At 60.1% G+C, this 17,224-nt stretch carries 16 protein-coding genes; 9 read left to right on the forward strand and 7 right to left on the reverse strand.

Going from position 1 to position 17,224, the window contains the following annotated elements; translation table 11 throughout:
• Positions 1-145: 145 nt before the first annotated feature.
• The 3 genes from hydA to preA all read left to right on the forward strand — a co-directional run bounded on the left by hydA (position 146) and on the right by preA (position 4,394).
• Entirely contained in the window at positions 146-1,585 is a 1,440-nt protein-coding gene (gene hydA / locus KI231_RS17880; RefSeq protein ID WP_212809308.1) for a dihydropyrimidinase, read from the forward strand.
• 166 nt (positions 1,586-1,751) lie between these two features.
• The gene (locus tag KI231_RS17885; RefSeq protein ID WP_212809309.1) at positions 1,752-3,119 is read left to right on the forward strand and encodes an NAD(P)-dependent oxidoreductase; all 1,368 of its coding nucleotides are present in this window, start codon (positions 1,752-1,754) and stop codon (positions 3,117-3,119) included.
• Positions 3,120-4,394: an NAD-dependent dihydropyrimidine dehydrogenase subunit PreA gene (gene preA / locus KI231_RS17890; protein WP_212809310.1), complete on the forward strand. Its 1,275-nt coding sequence runs from the start codon at positions 3,120-3,122 to the stop codon at positions 4,392-4,394.
• A 218-nt stretch (positions 4,395-4,612) separates the two neighbouring features.
• Here preA and KI231_RS17895 read toward each other — a convergent pair whose 3' ends face one another.
• Entirely contained in the window at positions 4,613-5,233 is a 621-nt protein-coding gene (locus tag KI231_RS17895; protein WP_095190174.1) for a TetR/AcrR family transcriptional regulator, read from the reverse strand.
• 140 nt (positions 5,234-5,373) lie between these two features.
• Between KI231_RS17895 and copC the strand changes: the two genes are divergently transcribed.
• Positions 5,374-5,736 (forward strand): copper homeostasis periplasmic binding protein CopC, encoded by a 363-nt coding sequence (gene copC / locus KI231_RS17900; protein ID WP_103305894.1) that lies wholly within the window; start codon positions 5,374-5,376, stop codon positions 5,734-5,736.
• A 3-nt stretch (positions 5,737-5,739) separates the two neighbouring features.
• The gene (gene copD, locus KI231_RS17905) at positions 5,740-6,597 is read left to right on the forward strand and encodes a copper homeostasis membrane protein CopD (protein ID WP_212809312.1); all 858 of its coding nucleotides are present in this window, start codon (positions 5,740-5,742) and stop codon (positions 6,595-6,597) included.
• Positions 6,598-6,712: 115 nt separating this feature from the next.
• Here the strand turns inward: copD and KI231_RS17910 are convergent, their stop codons facing one another.
• Entirely contained in the window at positions 6,713-7,855 is a 1,143-nt protein-coding gene (locus tag KI231_RS17910) for an HlyD family secretion protein (RefSeq protein ID WP_103305892.1), read from the reverse strand.
• A complete protein-coding gene (locus tag KI231_RS17915) occupies positions 7,852-9,507 on the reverse strand; it encodes an MFS transporter (protein WP_212809314.1) in 1,656 nt (551 codons plus the stop codon). The genes KI231_RS17910 and KI231_RS17915 overlap by 4 nt, the downstream gene beginning before the upstream one ends.
• A 276-nt stretch (positions 9,508-9,783) precedes the next feature.
• On the opposite strand from KI231_RS17915, the gene KI231_RS17920 reads away from it, so the two are divergent.
• On the forward strand, positions 9,784-10,734 hold the full coding sequence (locus KI231_RS17920) for a polysaccharide deacetylase family protein (protein WP_212809315.1): 951 nt from the start codon (positions 9,784-9,786) through the stop codon (positions 10,732-10,734).
• Positions 10,735-10,787: 53 nt separating this feature from the next.
• Here KI231_RS17920 and KI231_RS17925 read toward each other — a convergent pair whose 3' ends face one another.
• The 3 genes from KI231_RS17925 to KI231_RS17935 form a co-directional block, all read right to left on the reverse strand.
• Positions 10,788-11,588, reverse strand: a complete 801-nt coding sequence (locus KI231_RS17925) for a sulfite exporter TauE/SafE family protein (RefSeq protein ID WP_103305889.1) — start codon at positions 11,586-11,588, stop codon at positions 10,788-10,790.
• 9 nt (positions 11,589-11,597) lie between these two features.
• Positions 11,598-12,842 (reverse strand): NAD(P)/FAD-dependent oxidoreductase, encoded by a 1,245-nt coding sequence (locus KI231_RS17930; RefSeq protein ID WP_212809317.1) that lies wholly within the window; start codon positions 12,840-12,842, stop codon positions 11,598-11,600.
• 165 nt (positions 12,843-13,007) lie between these two features.
• The gene (locus tag KI231_RS17935) at positions 13,008-13,349 is read right to left on the reverse strand and encodes an ArsR/SmtB family transcription factor (protein WP_103305887.1); all 342 of its coding nucleotides are present in this window, start codon (positions 13,347-13,349) and stop codon (positions 13,008-13,010) included.
• Between the two features lie 104 nt (positions 13,350-13,453).
• Here KI231_RS17935 and KI231_RS17940 point away from each other — a divergent pair, with 104 nt between their 5' ends.
• Positions 13,454-14,317 (forward strand): MBL fold metallo-hydrolase, encoded by an 864-nt coding sequence (locus tag KI231_RS17940; RefSeq protein ID WP_212809319.1) that lies wholly within the window; start codon positions 13,454-13,456, stop codon positions 14,315-14,317.
• A 125-nt stretch (positions 14,318-14,442) separates the two neighbouring features.
• Complete coding sequence (locus tag KI231_RS17945; RefSeq protein WP_212809320.1) at positions 14,443-15,339, forward strand: tyrosinase family protein; 897 nt, start codon at positions 14,443-14,445, stop codon at positions 15,337-15,339.
• Here KI231_RS17945 and bkdR read toward each other — a convergent pair.
• Positions 15,314-15,802: a Bkd operon transcriptional regulator BkdR gene (gene bkdR / locus KI231_RS17950; protein WP_103305884.1), complete on the reverse strand. Its 489-nt coding sequence runs from the start codon at positions 15,800-15,802 to the stop codon at positions 15,314-15,316. The two genes, KI231_RS17945 and bkdR, sit on opposite strands and share 26 nt — an antisense overlap.
• A 185-nt stretch (positions 15,803-15,987) precedes the next feature.
• Between bkdR and KI231_RS17955 the strand changes: the two genes are divergently transcribed.
• Positions 15,988-17,223 (forward strand): 3-methyl-2-oxobutanoate dehydrogenase (2-methylpropanoyl-transferring) subunit alpha, encoded by a 1,236-nt coding sequence (locus KI231_RS17955; RefSeq protein WP_103305882.1) that lies wholly within the window; start codon positions 15,988-15,990, stop codon positions 17,221-17,223.
• Position 17,224 lies beyond the last annotated feature (1 nt).

A 17,224-nucleotide genomic window follows, 5' to 3' on the forward strand; every position in this document is an offset into this window, starting at 1 on the left:
CTTATAAAAAATAATCTTGATCTATTGTAAAACTGCGACTAGCTTCTATTCCTGACAGCACTGACAGGAATACGCCCTTCACCGCTGTACATCAATAAAACATTTAGAACCGACACAAGTCGGTCATGCCTGCGAGGAACTCGGAATGTCTCTGTTGATCCGTGGCGCCACCGTTATTACCCATGATGAAAGTTATCGCGCCGACGTCTATTGCGCTGACGGCGTGATCAAAGCCATTGGTGAAAATCTTGATATTCCCGCCGGCGCCGAAGTACTCGACGGCAGCGGCCAATACCTGATGCCCGGCGGCATAGACCCGCACACGCACATGCAACTACCGTTCATGGGCACCGTCGCCAGTGAGGACTTCTACAGCGGCACGGCAGCGGGTCTGGCCGGCGGCACCACGTCGATCATCGACTTCGTTATTCCCAATCCGCAGCAATCGTTGATGGAAGCGTTTCATCAGTGGCGCGGCTGGGCCGAGAAGTCGGCGTCGGACTATGGCTTCCACGTCGCGATCACCTGGTGGAGCGAACAGGTCCGCGAGGAAATGGCCGAACTGGTCAGCCATCACGGGATCAACAGCTTCAAGCATTTCATGGCCTACAAGAACGCGATCATGGCCGCCGACGACACCTTGGTGGCGAGTTTCGAGCGCTGCCTGGAACTCGGCGCGGTGCCAACCGTGCACGCGGAAAACGGCGAGCTGGTGTATCACCTGCAACGCAAGTTGATGGCCCAAGGCATCACCGGGCCGGAAGCGCACCCACTGTCGCGTCCGTCGCAGGTCGAAGGTGAAGCCGCGAGCCGGGCGATTCGCATTGCCGAAACCATCGGCACGCCCTTGTATCTGGTGCATGTCTCGACCAAGGAAGCCCTCGACGAAATCACCTATGCGCGCAGCAAAGGCCAACCGGTTTACGGCGAGGTGCTCGCCGGGCATCTGCTACTCGATGACAGTGTCTACCAACACCCAGACTGGCAGACCGCCGCCGGTTACGTGATGAGCCCGCCGTTCCGTCCGCGCGGGCATCAGGAAGCGCTGTGGCATGGCTTGCAGAGCGGCAATCTGCACACCACCGCCACCGACCATTGCTGTTTCTGTGCCGAACAAAAAGCCGTCGGACGCGACGATTTCAGCAAGATCCCCAATGGCACCGCCGGCATAGAAGATCGCATGGCGGTGCTTTGGGATGAAGGCGTGAACAGCGGACGTTTGTCGATGCAGGACTTCGTCGCCCTCACCTCCACCAACACCGCAAAAATCTTCAACCTCTATCCACGAAAAGGTGCGATCCGCGTCGGCGCCGATGCCGACCTGGTGCTGTGGGACCCGCAAGGCACGCGCACCATCTCAGCCAAAACCCACCATCAGCAAGTGGACTTCAACATCTTCGAAGGCAAGACCGTGCGCGGCGTGCCGAGCCACACCGTCAGCCAGGGCAAAGTGGTCTGGGCCGATGGCGACCTGCGCGCCGAACGGGGGGCCGGGCGGTACATCGAACGGCCGGCGTATCCGGCGGTGTTTGATTTGCTGAGCAAGCGGGCCGAGCAACATAAGCCAGTTGCCGTGAAACGCTGAAAGCGGCCTTCGGCCTATCGCTGGCAAGCCAGCTCCCACAATGTTTTTGTGAACGCCATAGAAGCCTGTGGGAGCTGGCTTGCCAGCGATGAGGCCATCCCGAACGACGCAAAACCCACTGCCCATCAGAGGCAGAAAACCTCAAATAACCGTGAGGCACAAAACCGTGATCGAGACCCTGAACCATCTCCCGCACCCGCACGAAGGCGCGGCCGCCCTCGCCAGCCATTTCAGCGATCTGGCGCCGCCGCTCAACGATCGCCAGGCGCATCTGGAGGCCTCACGCTGCCTGTATTGCTACGACGCGCCGTGCGTCAATGCGTGCCCGAGCGAGATCGACATTCCGTCGTTCATCCGCAATATCCATCAGGACAACGTGCCCGGTGCCGCGCAGAAAATCCTTTCGGCGAACATCCTTGGCGGCAGTTGCGCACGGGTCTGCCCGACCGAAATCCTCTGCCAGCAGGCCTGCGTGCGCAACAACGCCCACGAATGCGCGCCGGTATTGATCGGCCTGCTGCAACGTTACGCCGTGGACAACGCGCATTTCACCGAGCACCCATTCCAGCGTGCCGCCAGCACCGGTAAGCGCATCGCCGTGGTCGGTGCCGGGCCGGCGGGTCTCTCCTGCGCGCATCGCAGCGCCATGCACGGGCATGACGTGGTGATTTTCGAAGCGCGTGAGAAGGCTGGCGGCCTCAACGAATACGGGATCGCCAAGTACAAACTGGTCGATGACTACGCGCAGAAAGAGCTGGATTTCCTCCTGCAGATTGGCGGCATCGAGATCCGTCACGGGCAGAAACTCGGCGACAACCTGACCCTCAGCGAGCTGCATCACCAGTTCGACGCGGTGTTCCTCGGCCTCGGCCTTAACGCCAGCAAACAGCTCGGCCTGGCCCACGAGGACGCTCCCGGCCTGCTCGCCGCCACCGATTACATCCGCGAACTGCGCCAGGCTGATGACCTCACGCAACTGCCGCTGGCCGAGCGCTGCATCGTCCTCGGCGCGGGCAACACCGCCATCGACATGGCCGTGCAAATGGCCCGCCTCGGTGCTCGCGATGTCAATCTGGTGTATCGCCGTGGCGCCGCCGACATGGGCGCGACCGGCCACGAACAGGACATCGCCAAGGCCAATCAGGTGCGCCTGCTGACCTGGGCGCAACCGGAAGAAGTGCTGCTCGACGAGCAGGGCCACGTGCGTGGCATGCGTTTCGCCCGCACCGATCTGGTCGACGGCCGTCTGCAAACCACCGGAGAAACCTTCGAGCTGGCCGCCGACGCAATCTTCAAGGCTATCGGCCAGGCCTTCGACGGCAGCGCCCTCGCCGACCCGCTGGCCCGCGAACTCCAGCGTCAGGGCGAGCGTATCCAGGTCGATGAAAACCTGCGCACCAGCATCCCCGGTGTGTATGCCGGTGGCGACTGCACCAGCCTCGATCAGGACCTCACCGTACAAGCGGTGCAACACGGCAAACGTGCCGCCGAAGCGATCAACGCTCAACTGATGCTCAACGTGGAGGCTGCGTAAATGGCCGATCTCTCGATAGTCTTCGCCGGCATCAAAGCCCCTAATCCGTTCTGGCTGGCGTCCGCTCCGCCGACCGACAAGGCCTACAACGTGGTCCGCGCCTTCGAGGCTGGCTGGGGTGGTGTGGTCTGGAAAACCCTCGGTGAGGACCCGGCAGCGGTCAACGTCTCGTCGCGTTACTCGGCGCATTACGGCAACAACCGCGAAGTGCTGGGCATCAACAACATCGAGCTGATCACCGACCGCTCGCTGGAGATCAACCTGCGCGAGATCACCCAGGTCAAGAAAGACTGGCCGGACCGCGCGCTGATCGTCTCGCTGATGGTGCCGTGCGTCGAGGAGTCGTGGAAACACATCCTGCCACTGGTGGAAGCCACAGGTGCCGACGGCATCGAACTGAATTTCGGCTGCCCCCACGGCATGCCCGAGCGTGGCATGGGCGCGGCGGTCGGCCAGGTGCCGGAGTACGTCGAGCAGGTCACGCGTTGGTGCAAGACTTACTGCTCGCTGCCGGTGATTGTCAAACTGACGCCGAACATCACCGACATCCGCGTCGCCGCCCGTGCTGCGCATCGTGGTGGCGCCGATGCGGTGTCGCTGATCAATACGATCAACTCGATCACCAGCGTCGACCTCGAACACATGGTCGCCCTGCCCACCGTCGGCAGCAAGAGCACCCACGGCGGCTATTGCGGTTCGGCGGTCAAACCGATTGCGTTGAACATGGTCGCCGAGATTGCCCGTGACCCACAGACCCAGGGTTTGCCGATCTGCGGGATTGGCGGCATCGGCAGTTGGCGCGATGCGGCGGAATTCATGGCGCTGGGCAGCGGCGCGGTACAGGTATGCACGGCGGCGATGCTGCATGGGTTTCGGATTGTCGAGGAGATGAAGGACGGCTTGTCACGGTGGATGGACAGTCAGGGCTACGCCAACATCGTCGAGTTTTCCGGGCGCGCGGTGGGCAATACCACCGACTGGAAGTATCTCGATATCAACTATCAGGTGATTGCGAAGATTGACCAGGAGGCGTGCATTGGTTGCGGGCGCTGCCACATTGCTTGCGAGGACACTTCACACCAGGCGATCGGCAGTTTGCGGCAGGCGGACGGGACGCATAAATATGAAGTGATCGATGAGGAGTGCGTGGGCTGCAATCTGTGCCAGATCACCTGCCCGGTGCAGGACTGTATCGAGATGGTGCCGATGGAAACGGGCAAGCCGTTTCTCGACTGGAATCATGATCCGAGGAATCCGTATCACGTTGCTGTCTGAATCTGGGGCTGATCCTGAAAGCCCCTCACCCTAACCCTCTCCCACAGGGAGAGGGGACTGATTGGGGGATGCTGGCAAACTCCGCCGACCTGAAAGTGTTGTTGTGAATCCATAATCGACCCGGTCTTTCAGGTCGGTGTAACTCGCAGGACACCTCGGTCGGCCCCCTCTCCCTCTGGGAGAGGGCTGGGGTGAGGGTTTGCTTTTGATCCTGCACTTCAGGGCTCCAGCCCGATCCCGCGCAGGATCACGCTGGTCACCGTCTGCACCGCCCGCTCGAACTGCATGTCCGATAGCGGCTGGTGATCATTGAGTATGTTCACCTGATGATCGAAGTCGGCGTAATGCTGGGTCGAAGCCCAGATCATGTACAGCAGGCTCGACGGTTCCACCGGCAGAATCCGCTTGTCTTCTACCCACTGGCGGATCTTCGCTTCCTTCATTTTCGCCCAGTCATATAGGCTGACATCCAGCGCCTCGCCCAACGTCGGCGCACCGTGGATGATTTCGTTGGCCCAGACTTTCGAACCGTATGGCCGACTGCGTGAGTGGTTCATCTTGGCGCGGATGTAGCTGCTGAGCACCACACGCGGGTCGTCGAACATCTCGAAGCACAACGCATCCTGTTTCCACACTTCCAGCAGGTCGAACAGCACGGCGCTGTACAGTTCGCTTTTGGTTGAAAAGTAGTAATGCAGGTTGGAACGCGGCAGCTGCACCTCAGCAGCGATGTCGGCCATGGCGGTGCTGCCGAAGCCTTTTTCGGCGAAGACTTTTTCCGCCGCCAGGAGGATTTTTTCGACGTTACTGCGGCGGATCTCGATCTTGTGATTGCCCATAAGGGCTCCCTGACAACAGCGTTGCCCAAGACTAGCATCCGCTCTGGTGCGCGGGCGACCGCTGAAAACAAAACTTCGTACAGACGTGGCCGGATGGCTAAACTGACGGCTTCTTCGATCCTGCCTCAGAGGTACCCGCGATGCTGTTCAAGAACATCCTGACCACCACTGCCCTGCTCGCCTCGCTGTTCGCCGCCTCGTCGGTATTCGCCCACGCCCACCTGAAAAGCCAGACCCCGGCCGCCGACAGCACCGTCGCCGCCCCGGCTGATCTGCGCCTGACTTTTTCCGAAGGCGTTGAGGCCAGCTTCACCAAAGTCACGGTGACCAAGGACGGTGCCCCCGTCGCGGTCAAAGCACTGACCACCGAAGGCGACAAGAAAACCCTGATCGTCACCCCGGCCGCACCGCTGACGGCGGGTGAGTACAAAGTCGAATGGCACGCCGTGTCGGTCGACACACACAAAAGCGAAGGCGCCTATCAGTTCAAGGTTGGCCAGTAATTCATGAGTGAAGCGCTGGTGCTGTGTCGCTTTGTGCATTTCACCGTGGTGTTGATGCTGTTCGGGGCCTGGCTGTTCAGGCCCTTGTTGCTCAAGGGTGAAGCGCTGGTGGTGGATCGGCACCAGGCGCGGCTGGCGCGTTGGCTGGCGGCGATTGCGCTGGTCAGCGGCGTGATCTGGGCGCTGCTGATCACGGCGAGCATGGCCGGTTCAACAGCGGCCGCGTTCGATCCCGACACGCTTGCGCTGGTGTTGGGCAAGACCTTTTTTGGTCAGGTGTGGCGTTGGCATTTGCTGATCAACGCTGTGCTGCTGGCATTGCTGTTCACGCCGTGGCGCTCAAGCATGCCGCTGCGGCTGGGCTTGAGCGGCTTACTGTTGGCGACTCTAGCCCCGGTCGGGCACGGCGCAATGCTGGATGGCTTGAGCGGGCAACTGCTGATTCTCAACCAGATCATTCATCTGACCTGCGTGGCAGCGTGGCTTGGCGGATTGTTGGTGCTGGTGCTGATCCTGCGCCAGCCGAGTGAGCCGCTGAAGCAGATTCTGCAGCGTTTCAGCGGTGTCGGTTATGCGCTGGTGGCGGGGCTGCTGATCAGCGGATTGATCAACGTGCGCGTGCTGACCGGTCAGTGGTGGCCGACGCCGCTGTTCACAGGCTTCGCGCTGATTCTGCTGATCAAGGCAATGATCGTGCTGGGGATGTTGGGGTTGGCGCTGTTCAATCGCTTGCGCATTGCTGATTGCGAACAGCGAATGGACGCACTCGAGCGCAGCGTGATGCTGGAATGGTTGCTCGGCATCGGCGCAGTCGCCGCCGTCTCACTGCTCGGCACCCTGCCCCCAATGATCTCAACCTGAACGCACTTCCCCTGTGGGAGCTGGCTTGCCAGCGATGACGGTGTGTCAGGAACAGATATTTCGGATGTGCCGACATCATCGCTGGCAAGCCAGCTCCCACAGGGTTATGAGTTGATCAGTGCGGCTGGGTATCGCCCGCAGCGGTGTCGATACTCACCACCACCGACATCCCCGGCCGCAACCGTTCCTCTTCCTGTTGCCCCTCATCAATGGTGATGCGCACCGGCACGCGCTGGGCGATCTTGACGAAGTTGCCGGTGGCGTTGTCAGCCTGCAGCAAGGCAAATTCAGAACCGGTGCCCGGCGAAATATGCTGCACATGCCCGGTGAATTTCTTGTGGTTCAACGCATCGACGGTGAACCGTACCGGTTGCCCGACCCGCACATTGTCCATCTGCGTTTCCTTCATGTTGGCGATCACCCACTTCTGGTTCGGCACCAACGCCATCAACTGCGCACCGGAGTTGACGTAGGCACCGAGGCGCACGCCGATCTGCCCGAGCTGGCCGTCGCGCGGGGCGACGATGCGCGTGTTCGACAAGTCGATGCGCGCCAGTTGCACCGCCGCTTCCGCACTGGCCACCGCCGCCTCTTGCGAGCCGCGATTGACGATCACCGTTTGCAGATCCTGACGGGCTATTTCCAGATTGGCCTTGGCCTGCGCCACCGCCGCAATGCCCTGTGCATTTGCCGCGAGGGCCACGTCCATCTCGCGCTTGGACACCGAGCCGTCACTCACCAGCTCCCTGTTGCGGCGCAAATCCGCTTCGCTCTTGCGTAACTGCGCTTCGCTGTCAGCAACCACCGCCTGACGCAGCTTGATCGTCGCTTCGGCACTGTTGCGTTGCTGCACGACGTTAGCCAATGCGGCTTTCTGCACGGCCAGTTGTGCCAGCGACTGGTCGAGGCGTTGCTGGTAGATGCGGTCGTCCAGACGCACCAGCAAATCGCCGGCCTTCACATATTGGAAATCCTGCACCGGCACTTCATAGACATAACCGGCGAGCTGCGGGCCGATGATCGTCACCTGCCCGCGAATCAGCGCGTTTTCGGTGGTCTCGACAGCGCTGCTGAACGGTGGCAATTGCCAGGCATACAGCACGATCAACACGCCGACGATGGCAATCGCGGCAAAGCCCAGCGAAGAGATGATCCGCACCCGCAACGAGCGCGGCTCGGTGTTCGGCGATGACGGCGGCGCCACACCTTCAGGCGTGGCGGCAATGGCATTGGTGGTTGTGGTGGTCGGTTCGGTCATGAAGAAGTGGCACCGCTGGTTGGTACGGAAGGCGCTGGAGCGACGCTTTTGGTGGTGCTCATCAGCCACAGCGCACGAATGGAAATCCAGATCATGGTCAGCACCGCGATCACCGCGATGAGCATGAACACATCGTTATAGGCCAGTACGTTGGCTTCGCGAGTCGCGGCGTTGGCCAGACTGCGAATACCGGCAAGATTGCGCAGGCTCGGATCGGCCAGCAGCGAGCCGTAAGCCGATCCGCCGCTCGCCACCCGTGCGGCGACTAATGGATCTGACATCACCAGGTGTTCGACGATGTGACTGGAGTGAAACTTCTCCCGGACGATCTGAAAGGTGCCGAGCAACGCCGCACCGATCAGCCCGCCGAGGTTATTGCAGATCCCGAACAGCACGGAAAAGCTCACCAGATTGCGCGGATTGGTCAACACGTTACGCGTGCCGAGGACCATGGTCGGACCGAGGAAAAACGTACTGCCGAACGCCAGCAGGAACTGACTGAAATATAGATTCTCGGGACGCGTCAGGTTGTTCGAATAGCTGTCCATCACCGAGCCCGTCGCCATCAGCGCCAGCGAGATGATCAGCGGCATGAGCAAGTGTTTCGGGTCAATGGTCAGCGCACTGGTGAGCAGCCCGGCGACGCTGCCGATCAGCATCACCACGTACAGGCTGTGTAACTGCTGATTGCTCATGTTCAGGTACTGCATGAAGCCGACGGCGCCGGTGGATTGCTCCGACGTCACCATGCGGATCAGAATCACCGCCAGCGCCAGCCGGATCATCACCCCGCTGCCCAGCCAGCGGGTCATCAGCATCGGGTTGCTGCGATTGTGCTCGATGGCCAGCCCCGTGAGGATCAACGCAATCGAGGCAGCGAGCGCGACGCCGATCCAGTCGGCTTCGAGCCACCAGTCAATCCGCCCCAGCGACAGTACCGCACAGAGCAACGCCACGCCGCTGGCAAGAATGGCGAAAGTCAGGAAGTCGAGTTTTTCGAAAGTCTTGAAGCGGTCGCCCGGCGGCAACTTGAGCATCAACACGCAGCCCAGCGATAGCAACGCCATGCCCAATTCGAACAGGTACAAGCCACGCCATTCGGCAATCTGCAGCAAGTCTTCGGAGAACAGGCGCGCCAGCGGCAACGCCAATTGCGAGGTGCCGAGCCCCAGCACCAGCGCCTTCATCCGCCACTTTGCCGGGAATGCCTGCACCATGTAATACAGGCCCAAGGAACTCAGCGCGGCGCCGACCATGCCGTGGGCGGCGCGCACCGCCACTGCCGAATTCAGGTCGTTGACGAACAAATGACCAAAGGTCACCAGCGCATACAGCACCAGAAACACCTCGGTAAACGCGCGCAAACCGAACTGCTGACGAAACTTCACCAGCAGCAGGTTCATCGACACGTTGGTCATCACGTACGCCGCCGGCAACCAGGCCATTTCCGCCGTGGTCGCGCCGAGTGCACCTTGCAGGTAAACCAGGTTGGCGACCACCAGCGAATTGCCCAAACCACCAGTCAACGCCACCAGCAACCCGACCAACGCATAGGCCAGGCGCTTGGGGTTGGAGTGCAGCGGTGTCGATGGGGAACCGGGCAGACTGGGCTTCTCGTGAGGCTGCCAGTTGCGCGGGGCGTATCGATCCATTCAGAGGCCTTGTGCTGGAAGTTGCTGAAGTTTGCCGCAAATCGTCCTGCAAACCCATATCCCTTGTAGGAGTGAGCCTGCTCGCGATAGCGGTATATCAGTCACTATGATTGTGGATTGTTAAATCGCTATCGCGAGCAGGCTCACTCCTACACCGGAATTGTGTGAAGCCCGATTCGTAAAATTTGTTTAAAAGTCATCTCGTCCGCAGCGGATTTTTCCCCAGCGTAGCGGGTGCCACCCTTGAGCCACTTCTCAAACCTCAAGGTGACCGATATGACCACTTCACACCGACAACGCTCCCCGCGCCTGTTGAAAAACCTGCTGGCCGCCGCGCTATTGCTGCCCGCCCTCGCCTTTGCCCAGGAACGGCCATGGCCGGATGGTTCACAACTGGTGATCTCGGTATCAATGCAGTTCGAGACCGGTGGCCAACCCGACGGTGCAGAAAGTCCGTTCTCCGGCAGCCCTTTACCCAAAGGCTACCCGGATCTGCCGGCGCAGACCTGGTTCGATTACGGTTACAAGGAAGGTTTGTGGCGCATGCTCGATCTGTGGGATCGCACCGGGATCAAAGTCACCTCCCACGTGGTCGGCGAAGCCGCGCTCAAACACCCGGAGCTGGCCAAGGCGATTGCCGAACGCGGCCATGAACTCGCAGCGCACGGTGTGCGCTGGGCCGACTCCTACAACATGAGTTACGCGCAGGAAAAACAATTCATCGGCGACGGAGTGGCGGCGGTGGAAAAACTCACCGGCCAGCGTTCGGTCGGCTACAACGCCAATTGGCTGCGGCGCAGCCCCAATACGCTGAAGGTGCTGCAGGATCTCAACTTCACTTATCACATCGATGACGTCAGCCGCGACGAGCCCTTCGTGACGATGGTGCGCGGGCGTAAGTTCGCCGTGGTGCCATACACCCTGCGCAACAACGATATCGTCTTGGTCGAGGGCCGGCATTTTTCCGCCGACCAGTTCTATCAGCAACTGGTGCTGGAATTCGACCGGCTCTATGCCGAAGGTGCAAAAAAGCGTCGGATGATGTCGGTGAGTCTTCACGACCGCATCGGCGGTACGCCGGCGATGGTCGAGGCGATGGAGCGGTTCATCCGTTACGCCCAGTCGCACCCGAAGGTGAGTTTCATGCGTAAGGATCGGATTGCGCAGATCGTGCTGACCGAGAAAAATCCGCTGATCGATAACAGTGAAGCGGCTTACAACCAGTAATCGGACGCAGCACCATTGGTGAGGGAGTTTGCTCCCTCACCACAGATCAAGACTCAGGCACGCAGCAACATGTAAGCCGCGACCACCAGACAGACACTGGCAAATCCCACCTGCAACGCCCGCGCCGGCACCCGTGCGCAGAGCCTGCGACCGATGATCATGCCGATAATGCTGGCGACGATGAACGCCGCGCCGAGGCTGTCGATGCGTACCCCGGCATGGAACGCGCCGATCACACCAATCGCCGAGATCAGACTGATCACCATCAACGATGTGGCGACGATGCCGCGCATCTGCACGTCGGTCAGTTGCTTGAACGCCGGCACGATCAGAAAGCCGCCACCGACACCGAGCAATCCGGAAACCACCCCGGTGACCGCGCCCAGCGCTGCGAGGGTCGCCGTACATTTGGCGGTCCAGTCGAAGCGTCCGGTTTCTTCATCGAGCATGCAGTTTTTCTGCCCCCAACTGCCGTGGCCGTGGTCGCTCGGACCTGCTTCCTGACGCTCGCGGCGCAGCATGCGCCAGGCCACCATGACCATCAGCAGGCTGAACAGAATCATCAGGATTTTCTCCGGCAACTGGTGCGCGAAGTAGATCCCCAGCGGCGAAAACACCGCGCCGAGCGCCGCAATCAACAACGCCGCGCGATACCGCACCAGACCATGACGCAAACCATCGATGGCTCCCACCGCCGCCGCACTGCCCACCGCGAACAACGCCACGGGCGCGGCCTGGGTCATCGTCCAGCCGAGCCCGAGCACCAGCGCTGGCACCGCGAGAATGCCGCCGCCCGCCCCGGTCAGACCGAGGACCAGCCCCATCACTACGCCAAACAGACTTGCCAGCAACATAGTGATTTCTCAGTCGACTTTGGACAGACGCGTCAGCCACTCGCGCCCCTTGAGCATGCCGTTCCAGTAGAACCACGGCAGCAGCGTCGCCTTGAGAAACCATGCCGAGCGGCGCGGCACGGTGGGGTCCAGCGCAAAGGTCGGCAACAACTTCCCGGCATAACCGAACTCGGCGAGGATCACTTTGCCCTTCTCCACCGTCAGCGGGCAGGAGCCATAGCCGTCGTACTTCAGTGGCAGCGGTTGTTGTTTGCGCAGGGCTAGCAGGTTTTCCGCCACGACCACGACTTGCTTGCGCACCGCTGCAGCGGTTTTCGCATTGCTCGTGCCGCAGATGTCGCCAAGCGCGAACACTTCGGGATAACGCGGATGCTGCAGGCTGTGCGGATTCACTTCGCACCAGCCAGCGGGGTCTGCCAGCAGACTTTGCGCGATGAAATCCGGCGCGACCTGCGGCGGCACGACGTGCAGCAGATCGAAGGTTTTCGCCTCACGGACAACGTTGCCGTCCACGTCCTTGCGCTCGAACCAGGCCGTTTTCGCCGGGCCGTCGACCTTGACCAGGTTTGAATTGAAAGCCAATTGCGCGTTGTACTTTTCGATGTACTTCATCAGTGGCGGCACGAACGTCGCCACGCCGAACAGCGCGGCGCCGGCCAGATTGAATTCGACTTCGATCTTGTTCAGCACGGCATGCTTGCGCCAGTAATCGCACGACAGATAAAGCGCTTTTTGCGGCGCACCGGCGCATTTGATCGGCATCGCCGGCTGCGTGAACAGTGCCTTGCCACCGCGCAGTTTCTGCACCTGATCCCAAGTGTATTGCGCGTGCTGATAGCTGTAGTTGGATGTCACGCCGTGCTGGCCAAGACTTTGCTGCAAGCCTTCGATTTTTTCCCAGCCCAGACGCAGGCCGGGGCAGACGATCAGGTTCTGATAGCTGACCGTGCGCTCGTCGCTCAGGGTGAGTTGGCGCTGCTCGGGGTCGATCGCCGTCACCGCCGCCTGAATCCAGGTGGCCTGACGCGGCATCACCCTGGACATTGGTCGGACGGTGTCTTTCACGTCGAAAGCGCCACCGCCCACCAGCGTCCACGCCGGTTGGTAGTAATGCTGGGCACTTGGCTCGATCACGGTGATGTTCAACTGCGGATCGCGCTTGAGCAGGCTGGCGACGAAACCGATGCCGGCCGTACCACCGCCGATGACCACGATATCTGCACTGATGGATGGGCCCCAGTGTTGATCGTTCATTGCTTGTTCCTTATTGCTGCACGCAAGGAGTATCAGTCATACACAAAACCTGTGGGAGTTGGCTTGCCAGCGATGGCGGAGTTTCAGTCGCCATCAATGTCGGCTGACAAGGCCTCATCGCTGGCAAGCCAGCTCCCACAGATTTTATGTGCTGTTGGCTGACATTTATGAGTGGCCGAGGCTTTTCATTACGGCTCCACAGTAGAGCCCGGACAGGGTTTTCATCACCTGAATGACTTCAGGGCTGGCGAGGCCGTAAAAAATGTACTTGCCTTCACGGCGGGTCGCGACCAACCCTTCGTCACGCAGAATGCCCAGTTGCTGAGACAGCGTCGGCTGGCGCACGCCGGTCATTTTTTCCAGCTCGCCGACGTTGCGTTCGCCCTGGGTCAACTGGCACAGGATCAGCAGACGGTCCTCATTGGCCAACGCCTTGAGCAACGCACAGGCCTTGGAGGCCGAGGCGCGCAATTGGGCGACTTCACATTCGGTCAGACTGGATTGCATTTGCAGGAAGCCTTCAACGTCACTTAAGCTGCGAACATTATGTTTTTACATAAAGTGTTGCAACCCATGACTGACTTTTCATCCTCTTGCACAGGTTCGTGTCCATGCCCGCGCTGATTCAAGCTTTCCTCGACCCCGCCTCCTCGACCTACACCTATGTGGTCTACGAAGCCGATGGCGGGCAGTGCGCAATCGTCGATCCGGTGCTCGATTATGACGGTGCCGCCGGCCGCACCTGCACCGCACAGGCGGACAAAATCATCACCTTCGTCCGCGCGCATAACCTGCAGGTGCAATGGCTGCTGGAGACCCACGCCCACGCCGATCACCTGTCTGCCGCGCCGTACCTGCGCCGGGAACTGGGCGGCAAGATCGCCATTGGCGAATCCATCAGCAAAGTGCAGAACGTGTTCAAGGCACTGTTCAATCTGGAGCCGGATTTCTGCGTTGACGGCTCGCAATTCGATCATCTGTTCGCGCCCAACGAGTCGTTCCTGATCGGCAACCTCAAGGCTACCGCCCTGCACGTGCCCGGTCACACGCCAGCGGACATGGCCTACCTGATCGACGGCGAGCAGATTCTGGTCGGCGACACGCTGTTCATGCCCGACGTCGGCACCGCCCGCTGCGACTTCCCCGGTGGCAATGCGCATCAGTTGTTCAACTCGATCCACAAGCTGTTGGCGTTCCCTGCCGGCGTGAAACTCTATGTCTGTCACGACTACCCGCCCGAAGGTCGGCAATCGCAGTGCCAGACCACTGTCGGTGAGCAGCGCAAGAGCAACATCCATGTGCATGACGGGATTGATGAGGCGGCGTTCGTCGAGATGCGCACCAAGCGTGATGCCGGGCTGGGCATGCCGACGCTGTTGCTGCCGGCGATTCAGGTGAATGTGCGGGCGGGGAATTTTCCGGCGGCCGAGGACAATGGCGTGGTCTACCTGAAGATCCCTCTGAACTCCTTATAGGAAAAGTCGCTCAACTCGCTGAAAAATAAATATTTCCTACGCTCTCTGGCGATAGAGGTGAACTGGATAAAATCCTGTCAGCAGCCAGACTTCATTGGGCAAACATTCAATGGAGTTTTCGCAATATGGATATTCGTCGTAATCACCGTGACATGTCAGCGGCACAGAAAGACGCGTTCATCAGCGCCATCCTGATTTTGAAGAATCAAACCCCCAGCATCCTGCGACCTGGCCAGCAGTATCGCTATGATGACTTTGTACAGATTCACAAGAATTCCATGGGGCTGGGCAATCCGATTTCCCCCAATCCCCATCGCAGCCCCCTGTTTTTTCCCTGGCACCGGATCCTGATTCGCCAATTCGAGTGGGAACTGCAAGTCGTGGCCAATGACCCCGGCATTACCCTGCCTTACTGGAACTGGAGCATGAGCGGCGCAGACAATCCCTTCATGGATGACTTCATGGGCAGAGATGGCGATCCCCAGTTAGACCAGCGTGTAACCCTCGGGCCATTTGCTTTCGAAAGTGGCATCTTCGGCGTCAGGATCTGGGATGGTGACGAAGGGATTCCGATGCTGAGGCGCAACTTTGGTGCAGCCGGTTCGCCACTGCCTACCGCGCCAGAGATCGAGTCGGCCATGAACCGAACACCCTACTGGTCCGAACCCGAAGGTTGGGAAAACCAGATGGAGCAGATGCACAATAGAGTGCATTCGTGGGTCGGCGGCAACATGGCCAGCGCCGCCTCGCCGAACGACCCGATATTCTTTCTGCACCACTGTCACCTCGATTACCTGTGGGAAATGTGGAAGCGTCAGCACCCGGCCGAACCCGCGATCTCGTTTGCCGATGACGCCCCCCGGGACATGCTCGATGCCACCCTGATCTTTCATCCGGACATCGAGCCTGCACCTTGGCAAAGAATGTGGAAGGCTGGACAAGTCATCGACACGGCGGCACTTGAATATCGGTATGACTTCAATGACGCCGCCGCAATCAGGCGCCCAGAATCAGACCGTTGACCGGCAGCGGCAACGCGGTCTTGTAGCGCACCTGCTTCAGCGCAAAGCTTGACCGGATATTCGCCACGCCCGGCACCTTGGTCAGGAAGTCCATCATGAACCGCTCCAAAGACTGAATGGTCGGCACCAGCACCCGGATCAGATAGTCCGGGTCGCCGGCCATCAGATAGCACTCCATCACCTCGGGACGATCGGAAATGGCTTCCTCGAAATGCTGCAACGCTTCCTCGACCTGTTTCTCCAGACTGACGTGAATGAACACGTTCACGTGCAGGCCCAGCAGATCGGCATCCAGCAGTGTCACCTGTTCGCGAATCAACCCTAATTCTTCCATGGCCTTGACCCGATTGAAGCACGGTGTCGGCGACAGATTGACCGAGCGGGCGAGGTCGGCGTTGGTGATGCGAGCGTTCTCCTGCAGGCTGTTGAGAATGCCGATATCGGTACGGTCCAGTTTGCGCATGAGACAAAACCACCTGTTTTTTATGTTTATGCAGAATTTCTATCTGCAAATGATCTTCAGCGCAACGAAACAGAGAGAAATATTCTTCTTGCCCGGGCCTATGATTGTTGTAGGACAAGATTTCTTTCACCCAAGAATGATTGCCAGCTCACTACAAGAAATTCACAAGATCGAGCGTAGAAGCCATGACCCAAGCGTATGAACCGCTGCGTCTGCACGTTCCCGAACCATCGGGCCGTCCAGGCTGCAAAACCGACTTCTCCTACCTGCATCTGACCGATGCCGGCACGGTGCGCAAACCTCCCATCGACGTAGAACCTGCCGACACTGCCGACCTCGCCCGTGGCCTGATCCGTGTGCTCGACGATCAGGGCAATGCCCTCGGCCCATGGGCCGAAAACGTACCGGTCGAGATCCTCCGCAAAGGCATGCGCGCCATGCTCAAGACGCGGATCTACGACAACCGCATGGTGGTCGCCCAGCGTCAGAAAAAAATGTCGTTCTACATGCAGAGCCTTGGCGAAGAAGCCATCGGCAGCGCCCAGGCATTGGCCTTGAACATCGACGACATGTGCTTCCCGACCTACCGTCAGCAAAGCATCCTGATGGCCCGCGATGTGCCCCTGGTCGACCTGATCTGCCAACTGCTGTCCAACGAGCGCGATCCGCTCAAGGGCCGCCAGTTGCCGATCATGTACTCGGTCAAGGACGCCGGTTTCTTCACCATCTCCGGCAACCTTGCGACCCAGTTCATCCAGGCCGTCGGTTGGGGCATGGCCTCGGCGATCAAGGGCGACACCAAAATCGCCTCGGCGTGGATCGGTGACGGCGCCACCGCCGAATCGGACTTCCACACCGCCCTCACCTTCGCTCACGTCTACCGTGCGCCGGTCATCCTCAACGTGGTCAACAACCAGTGGGCGATTTCGACGTTCCAGGCGATTGCCGGTGGTGAAGCCACCACATTTGCCGGACGCGGCGTCGGTTGCGGCATCGCCTCGCTGCGGGTTGATGGCAACGACTTCTATGCTGTTTACGCGGCATCTGCCTGGGCTGCCGAACGCGCCCGCCGCAACCTCGGCCCGACCATGATCGAATGGGTCACCTACCGCGCCGGCCCGCATTCGACCTCCGACGACCCATCCAAATACCGTCCCGCCGATGACTGGAGTCACTTCCCTCTGGGCGACCCGATCGCCCGCCTGAAGCAGCACCTGATCAAGGTCGGCCACTGGTCGGAAGAAGAGCACAGTGCCGTCAGCGCCGAACTCGAAGCCGAAGTGATTGCTGCACAGAAACAGGCCGAACAGTACGGCACCCTCGCCGGCGGCCAGATTCCAAGCGCCGCGACCATGTTCGAAGACGTCTACAAAGAGATGCCGGAGCACTTGAAGCGCCAGCGTCAGCAGTTGGGGATCTGAC

The sequence above is a fragment of the Pseudomonas sp. Seg1 genome, from assembly GCF_018326005.1.
GTDB lineage: Bacteria > Pseudomonadota > Gammaproteobacteria > Pseudomonadales > Pseudomonadaceae > Aquipseudomonas.